This is a genomic window from Synechococcus sp. CS-1329 (genome assembly GCF_025128055.1).
Lineage (GTDB): Bacteria > Cyanobacteriota > Cyanobacteriia > PCC-6307 > Cyanobiaceae > Regnicoccus_A.
In genome coordinates, this window is record NZ_JAHLYS010000045.1 from 60,063 (window position 1) to 75,364 (window position 15,302).

The window sequence follows — 15,302 nt, forward strand, 5'->3', positions numbered from 1 at the left end:
TCGGATCGTGGGTGATCTGGACCACTCATCGTGCCCGATCAACGCTCCCTTTTGGACGCGGAACACGCCAGAGTTGGTGACCGCTGCGGCTCTCCAGCAAGCTGGACCCCGGCAGCTTCCCGGCCAGATCCCTGAGGCGATGTTCCTCGCCGAAGATCAGCACGCTGCCCGCCGCTGAGCCCGGAGCCGGCCGCTGCCGGAGGGCTTCCCGAGCGCCCTTCGGGCTGTCGATGAAGACGACCTCACGGCCGCTGTAGAACACCACGCTGTAGCGCATGTAGCCCACCACCCAGAGCGGTTCACCGGGGGCCGCCAGCTCTCCGGCCCGCTCCGCCAGCTCCCGCACCGGCCGCTGGCGCTGGCTCTCCATCAGCGGCGCCAAGGGCGGCACCACCAGGGCCAGCAGCAGCAGCATCGCGGCCAGGTCGGGCAGCCACAGGGCCCGGGGCCGGCCAGGACGCAGCAGCAACAGCAGCAGGCCGGCGGCGCCCCCCGCCAGGATCAGGGCCAGGATCAAGGGCAGGCCGGAGCGGCTGAGGGCGTCGGCGAAACCGGGATAGGCCGGATCCGTGGCGGCCCAGCGCGGTGCCACGGCGGCGGCCGGGGCCAGGGCGGCGAACACCAGGGCATTGACCCAGCCGCTCCAGCGCTGGGGCCGGTCTGGAGCCAGGTCGGGGTTGCCGCCGGCAGGGGCGACCGTGGCCAGGGGGAACCAGTAGAGGGCCAGCAGCAGGGCCGCCGCCGGCACCAGCGGCAGGATGTAGCCCGCCAGCTTGGTGGCGGCGGCGGAGAAGAACAGCAGCACCGCCAGGAACCAGACCAGGGCAAAGAAGGCCAGCTGGGCCTGGGGAGGTTGGCGCCGCCAGGCCTTCAGCTGCCAGAAGCGCAGCCGCACCAGGGCCACAGGCAGATGGAACGACCAGGGCAGCAGCAGGATCAGCACCCAGGGCAAATAAAAGTGCCAGGGACCGGCATGGCGGTAGAGCACCGAGGTGAAGCGCTCGATGTTGCTGAAGCCGAAGAAGCCCCCCAGAAAGGCCATGCCATGGGCCTGGGCCGCCAGCACATACCAGGGCAGCACCACCACCAGGAAGATGCCGGCCACGGGCCACCAGGGCAGCCGCCGCATGTAGGCCAGCAGCTGCCCCTGGGCAGCCAGAAACACCACGGCCACCAGCCCGGGCAGCACCAGACCCACCGGCCCCTTGGCCAGCACGGCAATGGCGCTGAACAGGGGCATGGCCACCAGGCCCAGGCGCCGGGCGCCGCTGCCTCTGGGATGGCTGTAGCTGAGGAAGAACGCGAACAGGCTCAGGGCGATGGCACTGGCCAGGAACATGTCGGTGACGGAACTGCGGCCCCAGCCGATCCAGCCGGGGTTGAGGGCCAGCAGGGCCGCGCCGAAGGCAGCTCTGCCCCAGCGCTGGCGCAGGCTCTCCGCCGCCGGCGCGCTCGCCCAGAGCAGGCCGAAACCGGCCAGCACAACAGCACTGGCCGCCAGGGCCACCGGCAGGCGGGCCGCCCACTCGCTCACGCCGAAGAGGCGAAAGCTGAGGCCCACCATCCAGTACCCCCAGACCGGGTAATCAAAGAAGAGTTCGCCATTCCAGATGGGGGTGATCCAGTCGCCCCTCTCGGCCATCTGGTGGCCCACCTCCACAAACAGGGCCTCGGTCTTGTCCATCAAGGAGAGGGTGCCGAGGTTCTGGAAGAACGCCAGCCAGCACACCAGCAGATAGCCGAGGCCAGTGGCCAGCCAGAGCCGGCGTTGGTCCCGCTCCAGCCATGCCATCCACCCCTGAGTGATCAACACGTCATCCGGCAAGCAACAGAAAAAAAGTCCGGGCGGAAGCCCGGACGGATGATCCCACTCACCAGGCTGGTGGCGGTTGGGGAGTGGTTATTTGATGTACTCCTTGAGCACCCCATTGCGGTTGGGATGGCGCAACTTGCGCAGGGCCTTGGCCTCGATCTGACGAATGCGCTCGCGCGTGACATCAAAGATCTGACCGATCTCTTCGAGGGTCTTCATGCGGCCATCGTCGAGGCCGTAGCGCAGACGCAGCACATCCCGCTCCCGGGGGCTGAGGGTGGCCAGCACGCCTTCGAGGTCTTCGCGCAGCAGGTTCTTGGCCACATCCTGCTCAGGATTCTCGATATCAGCTTCGATGAAATCACCCAGACGGGAATCTTCCTCCTTGCCGATCGGGGTTTCCAGGGAGATGGGCAGCTGGGCTGACTTGGCGATGAAGCGCAGCTTCTCGATCGTCATCTCCATGCTCTCGGCGATCTCCTCCTCGGTGGGCTTGCGGCCGAACTCCTGGGAGAGCACCTTGGTGGTTTTCTTGATGCGGGAGATCGTTTCGTAGAGGTGCACCGGCAGGCGGATCGTGCGGCTCTGGTCGGCGATGGCGCGGGTGATCGCCTGACGGATCCACCAGGTGGCGTAGGTGGAGAATTTGTAGCCTTTCTCGTGGTCGAATTTCTCGGCGGCGCGGATCAGACCGAGGCTGCCTTCCTGAATCAGATCCTGGAAGGAGAGGCCACGGTTCATGTACTTCTTGGCGATCGACACCACCAGGCGCAGGTTTGACTGCACCATTTTTTCCTTGGCCCGACGGCCCAGCATCAGCCGACGGCGGAATTTCACCGGCGGCATGTCCATCAGGACGGCCCATTCCTTGTTGTCGGGATAGTGGCCGTTGTCCTGCTCGAACTGGGATGCCACCTCTTCCAGCAGCAGCAGATCAGCGATCTTGCGCGCCAGCTCGATCTCCTCGTCGGGGCGAAGCAGACGGATGCGGCCGATCTCCTGGAGGTAAACGCGGATCGAATCTTCGGTGTAAACGCCCTTGGGGCCCACCTTGATGCTGGCCAGAGCCTTGGCGCCGGCCGGAGCCTTCTTCTCCTTGGCCCCGCCGGCCGCCTCCAGCAATTGGTCGGCCGCAGCACTCAGATCGCCGCTGGCGGCACCGGCCTTGGCCTTGGCCGCCGCCTTGGCCTTGGCGGTGGTGGCCTTGGCCGTAGGGGCCTTGGCCGTGCTGGCTTTGGCCTTGGCGGTGGTGGTCTTGGCGCCGCTGGCCTTGGTGGTGGTGGCCTTGGCCGCCGGCTTGCGGGTGCGGGTCACGCTGTTGGCGGCCGCCACGGCCTCGGGATCAGCTCCGGCAACAGCGCCCAGATCAGCCTTGGCCTTGGCGGCCGCCTTCGTGGCGGCGGCGGTCTTGGCTTTGCTGGTGCTGGGCTTGCTGGCGCTGGCCTTCGGCTTGAGCTTCACCGCCACTGCCTCCCCCGATGGAGCGGCCACCATCAGGATCTGGGGAACGCCTGGCTTGGGGCTGGTGGCGGACACTGGGCTCATAGCGGGACTGCGACGGGGTGACGGAATGGTCGGGTGAAAACAATGGGGCCGAAAGGATCATGCCGGCAGTACAGCCAAACCCGCTGAGCGTGATGACATCATCACGACACAAAACGTTGCTTCAATGTCCGGGCGCAGCCGATAGCTGACCGGGATCAAAACAGGCACCATCTAGGGGCCGGGTGGAAGCGCTGGAACCAAAGACCTGACGACGGGGAACGGCCCGGAGGCCCAGCAGTGCTGTCAGGGGTGTTCGCAGACCGGGAGGCGCGCTGGAGGAGTACTCCGATCGGCCTGCACTTCATGTCTTCCCACTGGACGGAACTCTGCCGGGTTCCGACAGCAACCTTTTGAGCTGCTCAACGCTCCTATCTTAAGAAACCCGTTTGGGGTTTGCAAGGAGAATCTCGAGACCGTTGGAGAAGTCCTTGTCCCCGCTCTGGCTTCAGGTGTGGGTGGAGGCCGGTCGGGAGGGGCGGATTTTCACCTACCGCGCACCAGCAGACCTGGAGCTGGCCGCCGGGGATCTCGTCACGCTGCGACTGAGGGGCCGCCCCCAGATCGGCCTGGTGGTCGAGACCCTGGCGGAGCCTCCGGCCGACCTCGATCCAGCCGTGATCCAGCCCGTGGAGGGTCTGCACCAGGCCGCCGCCGTCGATCCCCGCTGGCAGGCCCTGCTGCAGGAGGTGGCTCGCCACTGCCACACCAGCCTGTTTCGAACCCTCAAGACAGCCCTGCCCCCCGGCTGGCTCGGCCAGCGCTCGGGGCGCTCCCAGGGCCAGCGGCCGCGCCATCAGCTCTGGCTGGAGCTGGTGGAGAACCCCCCGGGCTCCCCGCCACTCACCAGCCGCCAGCAGCAACTGCACGAGCGCCTGCGGACCTGCCCCGGCTCGGCGGCCCCCCAGGGCACGATCACGGCCTGGGGCTTCAGCCGCTCCCTGCTGCAGGCCATGGCGGCCAAGGGCTGGTTGCGCAGCAGCCAGCGCCTGCCGGCTGGCGGCCATGGCGGGCATGGCGGCTCATCAACGGCGGCGCTGGAGCCGCCCCGCGCCCTCAACCCGGAACAACAGCAGGCCCTAGGCGGGATCCTCTCGGCCTCTGGCCATCAGGAGTTCCTGCTCTGGGGGGTCACCGGGGCCGGCAAGACGGAGGTCTACCTGCAGGCAGCGGCGGCCTGCCTGGCCTCCGGCCGCAGTGCCCTGCTGCTCACCCCCGAGATCGGGCTGATTCCCCAACTGCTCGATCGCTGCCGCGCCCGCTTCGGTGAGCGCATCCTCGAATTCCACAGCGGCCTCTCGGAGCGGGCGCGCATCGCCGCCTGGCGCCGCTGCCTGCAGGCGGACAGCGACACAGCGCTGATTGCCGTGGGCACCCGCTCGGCGGTGTTCCTGCCCCTGGCCCGCCTCGGCCTGGTGGTGCTCGATGAGGAACACGACAGCTCCTACAAACAGGACAGTCCGATGCCCTGCTACCACGCCAGGGAGGTGGCCCGTCTGCGCTGCCGCGACGCCGGAGCCGCCCTGGTGCTGGGCAGCGCCACCCCCTCCCTGGAAACCTGGCTGGCCTGCCGCCGCCTTGATCAGCCCGCCCGCCTGCTGCGCCTCAGCCGCCGCATCAGTGGTCAGGAGGCGGCGCCCGTGCGGGTGGTGGACCTGCGCCAGGAGCTGGCGGAGGGCCATCGCCGCCTGATCAGCCGCCCGCTGATGGAGCGGATCGAGCGGCTGCAGGAGCGGGGGGAGCAGGCCGTGGTGCTGGTGCCCCGGCGCGGCTACAGCAGTTTCCTGAGCTGCCGCAGCTGCGGCGAGGTGGTCGAATGTCCCCACTGCGATGTGGCCCTCACGGTCCATCGCCTGCGCGATGGCAGCCAGACCCTGCGCTGCCACTGGTGCGGCCACCGCCAGGCCCTGACCTCCCGCTGCGGATCCTGCGGCTCCACCGCCTTCAAGCCCTTCGGTGCCGGCACCCAGCGGGTGATGGAGCAGCTGGAGCAGGAACTCTCGGGCCTGCGTCTGTTGCGCTTCGACCGGGACAGCACCCGGGGCCGCGACGGCCACAGGCGCCTTCTGGCCCGCTTCGAGGCCGGGGAGGCGGATGTGCTGGTGGGCACCCAGATGCTGGCCAAAGGCATGGATCTGCCCAGGGTCACCCTGGCGGCGGTGCTGGCGGCCGATGGCCTGCTGCATCGCCCGGATCTGCGTGCGTCTGAGCACTGCCTGCAGCTGCTGCTGCAGCTGGCCGGCCGGGCCGGGCGGGGGGAGCGTCCCGGCGAGGTGATCGTGCAGACCTACCTACCGGACCACCCCGTGATCCAGCACCTGATCGATGGCCGCTACGACGCCTTTCTCGAGGCCGAACTGCAGCTGCGGCGCCAGGCGGGCCTGGTGCCCTTCAGCCGGGCCTGCCTGCTGCGCCTGGCCGGTCCCTCCGGAGCGGCCACCGCCACCGCCACCGCGGCCCTCGCCGAGCAGCTGCGCCCCCGGGTGGAGCAGGCCGGCTGGCAGCTGATCGGCCCCGCCCCCGCCGTGGTGGCGCGGGTGGCCGGCCGCTACCGCTGGCAACTGCTGCTGCACGGTCCGGCCGGCGCCGATCTGCCCCTGCCCCCTGAAGCCGAGCTGCGCGCTGGCCTGAGCCGCGGGGTCAGCCTCTCGATTGATCCGGATCCGATCGAGCTCTGAGGCGGGGGCCCTGGGGAGAGGGCAGTTCGGGCCAGCCGAATCCCGCCTGCCGCCGCAGCCGCTGCAGCACCAGGCTCAGCGCCAGCAGCAGGCCGATCACCAAGCTGCCCACCCCCAGGCGGCTCCAGCGCCAGCTGCGCAACTCCAGCCGGTTGATGGCCCCCAGTTGCAGGGGCCAGTTCAGCCCCCCGGGCCGGGCTTCCACCGCCAGGGGCTTGGCGCTGCGCACGGCCCCTGGCTCCAGCCCCCGGAGCCGCAGCTGGAAACTCAGGCCAGGCAGGGGCTGCAGCTGGCTCAGGTCGAGTTCGAAGCCCAGCTGCTGGTGAACCCCCAGCAGCCAATTGCGCTCCTGCAGGTTCAGGTCAGGGGCGGGCAGGGCCTGGCCGGTGAGCTCGCCGGCATCGAGGGCCAGGCGCCGGAGCAGGGCGGTCGCATCGGCCGCTGAAACCACGCCGCTGCTGATGCTCAGACGGCCCTGCTCCGGCTCCAGCGAGAGCTTGTAACGGCTGAGATCGGCGTCGGCGCTGAGGGTGCTGGCGAACTGTCGCTGCCAGGGCATCCAGCGACCACTGGTGCTGGTGAGGCTCTGGCTCAACTCCAGGCGGCCCGGCGCCGGCAGGCTCAGGTCGGTCTCGACGCGCAGGCAGCCCCCCAGCAGCCCCATCAGCAGCAGCAGCACCGCCAGCACCACAAGCGCGAAGCCCAGGGGTTGCCGGGTGGGACCCACCGGCGGCGGCGGCGGGTCCTCCGCTCGTCGCCGGCCCGGGCGGGACTGGCTCAGGGGCATCGCCCGTTGCTGCAGCGATTCCACCGCACCGATCGGCGGCAGGGTCAGGGACCAGTTCTCCGGTCGCTGCAGGCTGGGCGCCTCCAGGATCAGGCTGAGGTCGCGGGCCTGGCGGCGCAGCTCGGGATCAGCGCAGCCATGGAGCCCGCGCACGCAGCTGGCCGCCCGCTCCGAGTCGCCCTGGCCGATCAAGGCGGTGGCCATCAGCATCCGCGCCCGGCCGCCCAGGGGAACCGTGACGGCATGGGCGGCCACGATCGGCTCCAGCAAGCGCAGGCAACGGCCATACTCCCCCCGCTCGATCGCCGCCCGTGCCGGCGCCAGGACATCCTCAGCCACCCCGGAGCGCACCCGATCGAGCTTCGTCGCGGCTGCTGCCGACCACCATCGTGCCGACACCGGCATCGGTGAACACCTCCAGCAGCAGGGCATGGGGCACCCGGCCGTCGAGGATGTGAGCAGCGCCCACTCCCTGGGCCAGAGCCCGGATGCAGCACTGGGTCTTGGGGGTCATCCCCGCATTGACCACGCCGCTGCGGATCAGCTCCCGGGCCTCGGACAGGCTGATCTTTCTGAGCAGGCTGGAGGGATCCTCGCGGTCCTGGAGAACGCCGGGGGTGTCGGTGAGCAGGATCAGCTTCTCGGCCTGAAGGGCCGCCGCCAGCTCCCCGGCCACGGTGTCGGCATTGATGTTGTGGGCCTGGCCGCTGGAATCGGCGGCCACACTGGAGATCACCGGGATGTAGCCGTTGTCCAGCAGGGGGGCGAGCACATCGGGGTTGACCGCCGCCACCTCCCCCACCCAACCGTGGGAGCCATCCCCCCAGGTGCGGGCCTCCACCAGGCCCCCATCGCTGCCGCAGAGCCCCACCGCACGCCCCCCCACCCGGTTGAGGCCGTTGACGATCTGCTTGTTGACCCGGCCCACCAGCACCATTTCCACCACATCCATGGTGGCGTCGTCGGTGACCCGCAGACCCTCCCGGAATTCGGCTGGGATCTCCAGCTTCTTCAGCCATTGATTGATCTCCGGTCCGCCCCCGTGGACCACCACCGGCTGCACACCCACGCAGGCCAGCAGGGCCACGTCGCGGAAGACCGCGTCGCGCAGGTCTTCGCGCACCATCGCCGCACCGCCGTACTTCACCACCACGCGCCGGCCGGCGAAGCGCTGGATGTAGGGAAGGGCCTCACTGAGGACAGACACCCGCAGGGTGTCCTCTGCGCTGATGACGGGGTCGTGGCTCAAGGGAGAAATGAAGACAGTGGGTGAAGGGGCCGGGGTTCAGGCCGCGGCAGCGGGCTCGGCCACATCCGTGCCGGGCAACAGGCTCAGCTCCAGCTCCCCAGGGGAGATCAGCCGCAGCTCGGCATGGAGGTCGGGCCCGAAGAAGCGACCCAGCCGCTCCTGCTTGGCCTGCCAGCGCTCCGCCGGCACCCCCTGGCAGAGGAAGTGGAGCACCAGGCCGTAACCGTCATCCACCTGACGCTCGGCCACGCTCAGCAGCTGCGGCGGAGCGTCGTCGTTCCAGAGCTTGAGGGCTTCGAGGGAACTCTCCAGATGGGCCTTCTGGCCATAGCGCCAGCGGGTCACATCCTTGAGCAGCACGCGCAGGGGCTCGCTCTCGGGGCGCTCGCGCAGCTCCCGCAGCTCATCCACCGGCGTCAGCCGCTGGGCAGGGGGCAGCTCCGACGACTTCAGGGCCAGACCGCCCAGCAGCACGGGAATGCCGTAGAAGACCCCCGCCAGGCTGATGTTGGGGCTGTCGGTGGCGTAGGCGATCGAACCGATCACCGTGAGCGCTGCGCCGAGGATGGTCAGCAGGCTGCCGGGCGATGTGAGTGCTTGCATCTCGCCATCTTCCTGCAACGCGGTCCAGGATGGCCACCGTCGCCCAGGAGCCTCTTCGGCCATGGATCAGCCCAGCCCCGATGCCGATCCCGTTGTCCCGACTGCCGCTGAACCGTCTGCCGCTGAACCGTCTGCCGCTGAACCGTCTGCTTCAGCCGCGTCGTCCTCTCTCCCTGAGATTCCATTCAGCGACCCCAGCACCCTGACGCTGCTGGATCAGCTCACCGAAGATCGCCTCTGGCTGCTGCAGCAGATCGATGGTGGTCGCTGGCCCGATCTGAGGTTGGATCTCGCGGCCCTGGAGCGGGAACTCGGGCAGCTGCTCGACCAGGCCCGCCAGCGGCTCGAACCCGGCTGATCCTGCCCTCAGAAGGGGATTTCGTCGTCGTCGTCGGCGAGATCAGGCACCAGGGGTGAGGTGTTCCAGGTGGGTGGCGCCGACTCGGGCGCCGCCGGACGCGGCGCGGGAGTGGCGGGCCGGGGCGCCGAGGACACCGGCCGGGGAATCGTGCGCGCCGGCGGGGCGGGGGCCGGGGCGGCTCCCTGGGCAGCCAGGGGATGCAGGCGGGAGAGGGTGAATTCGGCGCGCTTCTCCTTGATGCCATCAGGACGGGCGAAGGTGCTCATGCGCAGCCGCCCCTCGATCATCAAGCGCTGACCCACCTGCACCCGGTTCTGCAGATCCTGGGCGAGATTGCCCCAGCCCACCACCTTCAGCTGGCCCGGGGGATCATCGGGGCGAAGCCCGTCGAGCTCGACGGACATCTCCGCCACCGGCGTCTGGTTGTCCTGGGTGTAGCGCACCTGGGGTGCCTCCAGCACCACCACCTCGAGCAAGCACTGGTTCACGACCCATTCGGCGAGAGCGGGCCCCATCTTGATGCACGGACCCAACTCCTCGATCTGGCTGCTGGGCGGCACGGGTGAGGGCCCCCTGATCGCCGCCCGGCTGCTGGCCGCCGGCTGGAGTGTGCAGGTGTCGCTGGTGAGCGATGACGCCCTGCGGGCCTATGCCCCCCACCCGCGCCTGGCCAGTCGCCTGGGGGCCCTGGCGGGGCCCGGGGCGATCGCAGCCGAGCTGCAGGAGGCTCCCCTGGCTCCCTTCCGCTGGGTGATCGACGCCAGCCATCCCTTCGCCTGCCGCATCAGCGCTGACCTGGCGGTGGTCTGCGTCCACCAGCGCCAGCCGCTGTTGCGCCTCCGGCGCCCGCCGGCCCGCCAGCCGATCGGATCCAGGCTGATCCTGCTGGAGCAGCTGGAGGATCTGGCCGGCCTGGACCTGGGGGGCGAGCGGCTGCTGCTGGCCATCGGCGCCCGCCACCTGCCCAGGGCCGTGGAGCTGGCGGGCGCCGGGGCCTGCTTCGCTCGCATCCTGCCCAGCCCCACCAGCCTGCGGCTGGCCCTGGCGGCGGGACTGGGGCCCGGGGCCCTTGCCTGTCACCGGCCCGGTACGGGTCTGGCGGCTGCGGCTCCAGGCGCGATCGAGCGGGCGCTGTTGCTGCAATGGGCGATCACAGCTGTGCTCTGCCGTCAGTCGGGCGGGCCCACGGAGCAGCTCTGGCAGCAGCTCTGCGCTGAGCTGGGGCTGAGCCTGCTGCTGCTGAAGCGACCGGAGGAGCCGATCAGCGGGGCTGAGCTGTGGCCCCTGGAGCCGTTGCTGCGGCGGGTGGGGCTCCCAGCTGGTCAGCCACCAGCTGGGGAAGGGACACCCGCGGCCGCGGACCCAGCTGGGTGATCACCTGACCGGCGCAGAGGGATCCCAGCTGGCCGCAGTACTGAAGGGGTTCGCCACGGCTGAGGCCGTAGAGGAAGCCGGCGGCATAGAGGTCGCCGGCCCCGGTGGTATCCACCAGCGGTCCCAGCACCCGGGGCTCGATGCGATGGACCTCGCCGCCGCCCAGCACCACCGAACCGAGGGCCCCACGGGTGAGCACGGCGATGGAGCAGCGGCCGCGCACCTGCTCCATCGCCTCCTCGAAGTCATCGCATCGATAGAGGGCGGTGATCTCGGCTTCGTTGGCGAAGAGCACATCGACATGGCCATCCACCAGCTCCAGGAAGCTGTCGCGGTGCCGCTCGACGCAGAAGGCATCGGAGAGGGAGAGGGCCACCTGGCCGCCGGCCGCGCGCATCACCTCAGCTGCAGCGAGGAAGGCCCGCTTGGCCGCCTCCCCATCCCAGAGGTAGCCCTCCAGGTAAAGCATCCCCGCCTGACGCACCAGGTCGAGGTCGAGGTCTGCAGGCTCCAGGTCCACGGAGGCACCCAGAAAGGTGCACATCGTGCGCTGGGCATCGGGGGTGACCAGGATCAGGCAGCGGGCGGTGGCGGCTCCGCTGCTGGCGGCCGGAGTCTCGAAGCGGGCCCCCACCGAGCGGATGTCGTGGCTGAAGATCGACCCCAGCTGGTCATCGCGCACCCGGCCGATGAAGCCGGCCCGAGCCCCCAGCATGGCCAGGCCCGCCAGGGTGTTGGCGGCCGATCCGCCGGAGGTTTCCAGACCCGGCCCGGCGGCGGCGTAGAGCCGCTGGGCCTGCTCGGCATCCACCAGGGCCATGCCGCCCTTGCTCAGGCCGTGCTGCTCGAGGAAGGCATCGTCGGAGCTGACCAGCACATCGACGATGGCGTTGCCGATGCCCACCACATCGAGGGTCCGGCCGGAAGCAAGGGTCGTCATACGTTCAGCAGGGCACGCTTGGGTCCGTGGATCGGATCCTCCACCACGATCGTCTGATCGCGCTGGGCACCGAGGGAGACGATCGCGATCGGCACCTCCATCAGTTCCGCGAGGAAGCGCAGGTAGGCCATGGCCGGAGCGGGCAGATCCTCCAGAGCGCGGCACTCGGCGGTGGAGCACTGCCAGCCCGGCAGGGTCTGATAGATCGGCCGGCAGCGGGCGAAGGTCTCGGCGCTGCTGGGGAAATGGTCGATGCGCTCGCCATCGAGCTCATAGGCCACCCCCACCTGGATTTCATCGAGCTCATCGAGCACGTCCAACTTGGTGATGGCCAGGCAATCCAGGCCATTCACCTCCACGGCGTAGCGGCCGATCACCCCATCGAACCAGCCGCAACGGCGGCGGCGGCCGGTGGTGGTGCCGTACTCGCCGCCGCGGTCGCAGAGGTGATCGTTGAGGCTGCCCTGCAGCTCCGTGGGGAAGGGGCCCTCGCCCACCCGGGTGGTGTAGGCCTTGGCCACTCCGATCACGCGGTCGATCAGCGTCGGGCCGACACCGGCGCCGATGCAGGCACCGCCGGAGACGGGATTCGAGGAGGTGACGTAGGGATAGGTGCCATGGTCGAGGTCCAGCAGGGTTCCCTGGGCGCCTTCGAAGAGGATGTTCTGGCGGGCCCGGGCCGCCTGGTGGATCGTGCGGGTGCAATCGACCACATGGGGGGCCAGCCGTTCGCCATAAGCGAGGTACTCGCGCAGCACCTCCTCGGGGTCGAGCGGCTCGAGGCCATAGATGCGCTCGAGAATCAGATTCTTCTCGGCCAGGGGGCCCATCAGGCGCTCGCGCAGGCGATCGGGATCGAGCAGGTCGATCACGCGGATGCCGTTGCGGTCCGATTTGTCGGCGTAGGTGGGCCCGATGCCCCGCCCGGTGGTGCCGATGCGGCGGTCGCCGCGCCGCTGCTCCATCGCCTGATCCAGCAGGCGGTGGTAGGGCATGGTGACGTGGGCCGTGGAGGCCAGCTTCAGGCCCGAGATATCGATGCCGTAGTCCCCGAGCATGTCGAGTTCCTCGAGCATGATCCGCGGATCGACCACCGTGCCTGAACCGATCAGGCAGATGGTGTCGGGGTAGAGAATTCCGGAGGGAATCAGGTGCAGCTTGAGCACCTTGTCATCGACCACGATCGTGTGGCCTGCATTCACGCCGCCCTGATAACGAACCACCACATCGGCGGATCGGCTCAGCAGGTCAGTGATCTTGCCTTTCCCCTCGTCGCCCCACTGTGCACCGATGACGACAACATTGGCCAAGGACACAGCGGCCCGTAGCCGCTTCTAAGCACAAGGGACAACAGTCTCAGATGACCAGCCCTTTCGTCAAAGCCCAGTGGCCTGAAACCAAGCTGGCTGAGCTCTGATCGGAGCCGCTGCTGCTGCCCCCCTCGGGGATCAGGTGCCCCGCACGACGGTGGTTTCAGCCCTTTTCAATTCCTTCTCCAGGCGCGCCTTGAGCGCGTCGGGCAGGGGGCGGTTGGCGTAGTTGGTGTAATGACCGGCCAGGGAGTTCATGGCCGTCTGCATGGTGGTGAAGGAGGGCAGTCCATTCACCTTGCGCTTGGGCCTGTACAGAGCCACGTAGTCATTGATCAGCGCACGGGCCTCGGTTTCAGACTCGGGTCGAGCCGGATCATCCTGATCCAGGGCGATGGTGGCCAGCAGTGATTCAGCCACCGCCATGGTGTCGTCCACGTAGGAACCACTGAGGCTGTTGCTGACACTGCCGCAGCTGCTGAGCGTGAGGCTGAGGGTCAGCACGATCGCCAGCAATGGGGTGAGCGAACGGCTCCACCAGCTGCGTGGGAGCAGCTCCGTCCGGCAGGCCCCAAGGGCTGAATTCAGGGCTGCTCCGGCAGCTCGGTAGAGGAACCTCCAGACCACAGTCATCAGCATCTCCAGACTTCGCAAGTCGATCTTACGAGCTGCCCAGGGCCAGGCCCCCACGGGCAGCCAGGATCGTCTGCTGCAACTGGGCAACCACCGCATCGGCGGCCATCTCCGACTTGGCTCCGCTCGCCCGTTCCACCAGCTCCACCTGGGCGGAGGCGGCACCGCGCCCCACCACCACCCGCCAGGGGATGCCGATCAGATCGGCATCCTTGAATTTCACCCCGGCCCGTTCACTGCGGTCATCGAGCAACACCTCAAGGCCCGCCTGCTCGAGCTTGTCGTGGAGGGTCTCGCCGAGGGCCACCTGCACGGGGTCCTGGGCACTGGCCACCACCACGATCACTTCAAAAGGCGCGATTGCCACAGGCCAGCAGATGCCCTGCTGATCGTGGTGCTGCTCCACGGCCGCCTGGGCCAGGCGGGAGACGCCGATGCCGTAACAGCCCATCCACAGAGGTTCATCCAGACCTTGTTCATTGGTGAAGGTGGCCTCCAGGGCCTGGGAGTACTTGCGCCCCAACTGAAAGATGTGGCCCACCTCGATGCCCCGGCTGGCTTCGAGCCGCTGCGTGGGGTCCTGGAGGCAACGCTCCCCCGGCTGAGCCGAGCGCAGGTCGGCCACGCTGGGCCGAGCGCCACCCAGGGCCTCCCAGCGGGCTCCCACCAGGTGCGTGTCGGGCCGGTTGGCGCCGCAGACGAAGACATCCAACTCAGCGGCGGTGGCGTCCGCGAGACGCAGGAAGGCGGGATGCCAGCTGCGGGCACCGCTCAGCAGCTCATCGCCCAGATGCGGGCCAAGGCAGCCCAGGGGCCACTCGGGCAGGCCCTCGGAGCGGATCTGCTCAGCGCTGATCGGCTCCAGCTCCAGCAGCGCGCCAGCGCCCTCACCCACGGCCGCACTGACGGCATTGGCGAGCTTGGTGGGATTGAGCTGCTGATCACCGCGCAGGCTCACCAGCACCACCCGCGCCTGGCCGATGGCGCAGCGGGCCAGCAGCAGCAGCACCTTCACGGTCTGGCTGGGCTCGAGGCCATGGGCCGCGCAGAGGTCTTCGATGCTGTGCTGGCCTGGCGTGTGCAGCTCCACCGCCTCAGGCGAAGGGCACACCAGGGGCACGGCGGGCTCCGGCAGGGAGCAGGCCCGCTCCTGGTTGGCGGCGTAGCGCCCATCGGCGCTGCTGAGGATCAGGTCTTCACCGGCGGCGGCGGTGACCATGAACTCCTGGCTGGCCGAGCCGCCGATGGCGCCGCTGTCGGCCTCCACGGCCACGGTGCGCAGGCCGCAGCGGCTGAAGATGCGGCGGTAGGCCTGGTCCATCCGCGCATAGGTGAGCCTGAGATCGGCCTCGTCGGCGTGAAAGGAATAGGCATCCTTCATGATGAATTCGCGTCCGCGCATCAGGCCGAAGCGGGGCCGGATCTCATCCCTGAACTTGGTCTGGATCTGGTAGAGGCTCACCGGCAGCTGGCGGTAGGAGCGCAGCAGGTCGGCGGCCAGGGCCGTGATCACCTCCTCATGGGTGGGACCGAGCCCGAGGGAGCGCTCCTGGCGATCCACCAGGTGGAACATGATTCCCTCCCCGGCGGTGTAGCCCTGCCAGCGGCCACTGCGCTCCCAGAGGCTGGCGGGCTGCAGGGCGGGAAGCAGGGTTTCCAGGGCGCCGGTGGCGTTCATCTCCTGGCGCACGATGGCCGAGATCTTGCTGAGCACCCGCCAGAGCAGGGGCAGATAGGCGTACACCCCCGAAGCCACACGGCGCATGTAACCGCCCCGCAGCAACAGCTTGTGGGAGGGGATCTCGGCTTCGGCAGGGTCATCCCGCAACGTCACCAGCATCAGGCGGGAGACGCGCATGGATCGGGCAGCTTGAGCGGGCTGGGACCCTATCACCGGGCCTTGCGCGGCAGCGGCAGAGCCGGTTTAATCACGCCACCGGGCGGGTCGTTTCTGCGGCCTGGCGGACCAGGCTTCCTCTGCTAACGTCGGCATGAATTCCCAGCCGTCCAAG

At 69.0% G+C, this 15,302-nt stretch carries 13 protein-coding genes; 3 read left to right on the plus strand and 10 right to left on the minus strand.

Features of this window, described 5'->3' with window-relative positions; all coding sequences use genetic code 11:
- Nucleotides 1-25: 25 nt before the first annotated feature.
- Nucleotides 26-1,792 (minus strand): glycosyltransferase family 39 protein, encoded by a 1,767-nt coding sequence (locus KQ304_RS12080; protein WP_259737308.1) that lies wholly within the window; start codon nt 1,790-1,792, stop codon nt 26-28.
- A gap of 108 nt (nt 1,793-1,900) precedes the next feature.
- Complete coding sequence (rpoD, locus tag KQ304_RS12085; RefSeq protein ID WP_259737309.1) at nt 1,901-3,358, minus strand: RNA polymerase sigma factor RpoD; 1,458 nt, start codon at nt 3,356-3,358, stop codon at nt 1,901-1,903.
- Between the two features lie 428 nt (nt 3,359-3,786).
- Here rpoD and priA point away from each other — a divergent pair, with 428 nt between their 5' ends.
- Nucleotides 3,787-6,033 carry a primosomal protein N' gene (priA, locus tag KQ304_RS12090; RefSeq protein WP_259737310.1) on the plus strand — a complete coding sequence of 749 codons (2,247 nt, stop codon included), beginning with the start codon at nt 3,787-3,789 and terminating at the stop codon, nt 6,031-6,033.
- On the opposite strand, the gene KQ304_RS12095 is transcribed toward priA, so the two are convergent.
- From KQ304_RS12095 to KQ304_RS12105, 3 genes are read right to left on the minus strand one after another with little or no spacing between them, the layout of a single operon-like run.
- Nucleotides 5,996-7,219, minus strand: a complete 1,224-nt coding sequence (locus KQ304_RS12095) for a DUF3153 domain-containing protein (protein WP_259737311.1) — start codon at nt 7,217-7,219, stop codon at nt 5,996-5,998. The genes priA and KQ304_RS12095 overlap by 38 nt on opposite strands.
- Nucleotides 7,152-8,078: an acetylglutamate kinase gene (gene argB / locus KQ304_RS12100; RefSeq protein WP_259737400.1), complete on the minus strand. Its 927-nt coding sequence runs from the start codon at nt 8,076-8,078 to the stop codon at nt 7,152-7,154. The genes KQ304_RS12095 and argB overlap by 68 nt, the downstream gene beginning before the upstream one ends.
- A 27-nt stretch (nt 8,079-8,105) precedes the next feature.
- Nucleotides 8,106-8,672 carry a DUF2854 domain-containing protein gene (locus KQ304_RS12105; RefSeq protein WP_259737312.1) on the minus strand — a complete coding sequence of 189 codons (567 nt, stop codon included), beginning with the start codon at nt 8,670-8,672 and terminating at the stop codon, nt 8,106-8,108.
- Between the two features lie 61 nt (nt 8,673-8,733).
- Here KQ304_RS12105 and KQ304_RS13705 point away from each other — a divergent pair, with 61 nt between their 5' ends.
- Entirely contained in the window at nt 8,734-9,030 is a 297-nt protein-coding gene (locus tag KQ304_RS13705; protein WP_311133910.1) for a hypothetical protein, read from the plus strand.
- An 8-nt stretch (nt 9,031-9,038) separates the two neighbouring features.
- On the opposite strand, the gene KQ304_RS12115 is transcribed toward KQ304_RS13705, so the two are convergent.
- The gene (locus KQ304_RS12115; protein ID WP_259737402.1) at nt 9,039-9,521 is read right to left on the minus strand and encodes a single-stranded DNA-binding protein; all 483 of its coding nucleotides are present in this window, start codon (nt 9,519-9,521) and stop codon (nt 9,039-9,041) included.
- A 31-nt stretch (nt 9,522-9,552) separates the two neighbouring features.
- Here KQ304_RS12115 and KQ304_RS12120 point away from each other — a divergent pair, with 31 nt between their 5' ends.
- Nucleotides 9,553-10,407, plus strand: coding sequence for a precorrin-6A/cobalt-precorrin-6A reductase (locus KQ304_RS12120; RefSeq protein WP_259737313.1), 855 nt, complete (start codon nt 9,553-9,555; stop codon nt 10,405-10,407).
- On the opposite strand, the gene KQ304_RS12125 is transcribed toward KQ304_RS12120, so the two are convergent.
- The 4 genes from KQ304_RS12125 to KQ304_RS12140 form a co-directional block, all read right to left on the minus strand.
- Nucleotides 10,295-11,347 (minus strand): adenosine kinase, encoded by a 1,053-nt coding sequence (locus KQ304_RS12125; protein WP_259737314.1) that lies wholly within the window; start codon nt 11,345-11,347, stop codon nt 10,295-10,297. The two genes, KQ304_RS12120 and KQ304_RS12125, sit on opposite strands and share 113 nt — an antisense overlap.
- Nucleotides 11,344-12,663 carry an adenylosuccinate synthase gene (locus tag KQ304_RS12130; RefSeq protein ID WP_259737315.1) on the minus strand — a complete coding sequence of 440 codons (1,320 nt, stop codon included), beginning with the start codon at nt 12,661-12,663 and terminating at the stop codon, nt 11,344-11,346. The genes KQ304_RS12125 and KQ304_RS12130 overlap by 4 nt, the downstream gene beginning before the upstream one ends.
- A gap of 132 nt (nt 12,664-12,795) precedes the next feature.
- Nucleotides 12,796-13,290 (minus strand): photosystem II protein Psb27, encoded by a 495-nt coding sequence (gene psb27, locus KQ304_RS12135; RefSeq protein WP_259737316.1) that lies wholly within the window; start codon nt 13,288-13,290, stop codon nt 12,796-12,798.
- A gap of 28 nt (nt 13,291-13,318) precedes the next feature.
- Entirely contained in the window at nt 13,319-15,148 is a 1,830-nt protein-coding gene (locus tag KQ304_RS12140) for a proline--tRNA ligase (protein ID WP_259737317.1), read from the minus strand.
- Nucleotides 15,149-15,302: the final 154 nt, after the last annotated feature.

What these genes read in the sequence shown, in the direction of transcription:
- KQ304_RS12125 (WP_259737314.1), bottom strand. Translation starts at nt 11,347, where the DNA reads ATGACGACCCTTGCTTCCGGCCGGACCCTCGATGTGGTGGGCATCGGC.
- KQ304_RS12105 (WP_259737312.1), bottom strand. Translation starts at nt 8,672, where the DNA reads ATGCAAGCACTCACATCGCCCGGCAGCCTGCTGACCATCCTCGGCGCA.
- KQ304_RS12120 (WP_259737313.1), top strand. Translation starts at nt 9,553, where the DNA reads ATGCACGGACCCAACTCCTCGATCTGGCTGCTGGGCGGCACGGGTGAG.
- psb27 (WP_259737316.1), bottom strand. Translation starts at nt 13,290, where the DNA reads ATGACTGTGGTCTGGAGGTTCCTCTACCGAGCTGCCGGAGCAGCCCTG.
- KQ304_RS12140 (WP_259737317.1), bottom strand. Translation starts at nt 15,148, where the DNA reads ATGCGCGTCTCCCGCCTGATGCTGGTGACGTTGCGGGATGACCCTGCC.
- KQ304_RS13705 (WP_311133910.1), top strand. Translation starts at nt 8,734, where the DNA reads ATGGATCAGCCCAGCCCCGATGCCGATCCCGTTGTCCCGACTGCCGCT.
- KQ304_RS12080 (WP_259737308.1), bottom strand. Translation starts at nt 1,792, where the DNA reads ATGGCATGGCTGGAGCGGGACCAACGCCGGCTCTGGCTGGCCACTGGC.
- rpoD (WP_259737309.1), bottom strand. Translation starts at nt 3,358, where the DNA reads ATGAGCCCAGTGTCCGCCACCAGCCCCAAGCCAGGCGTTCCCCAGATC.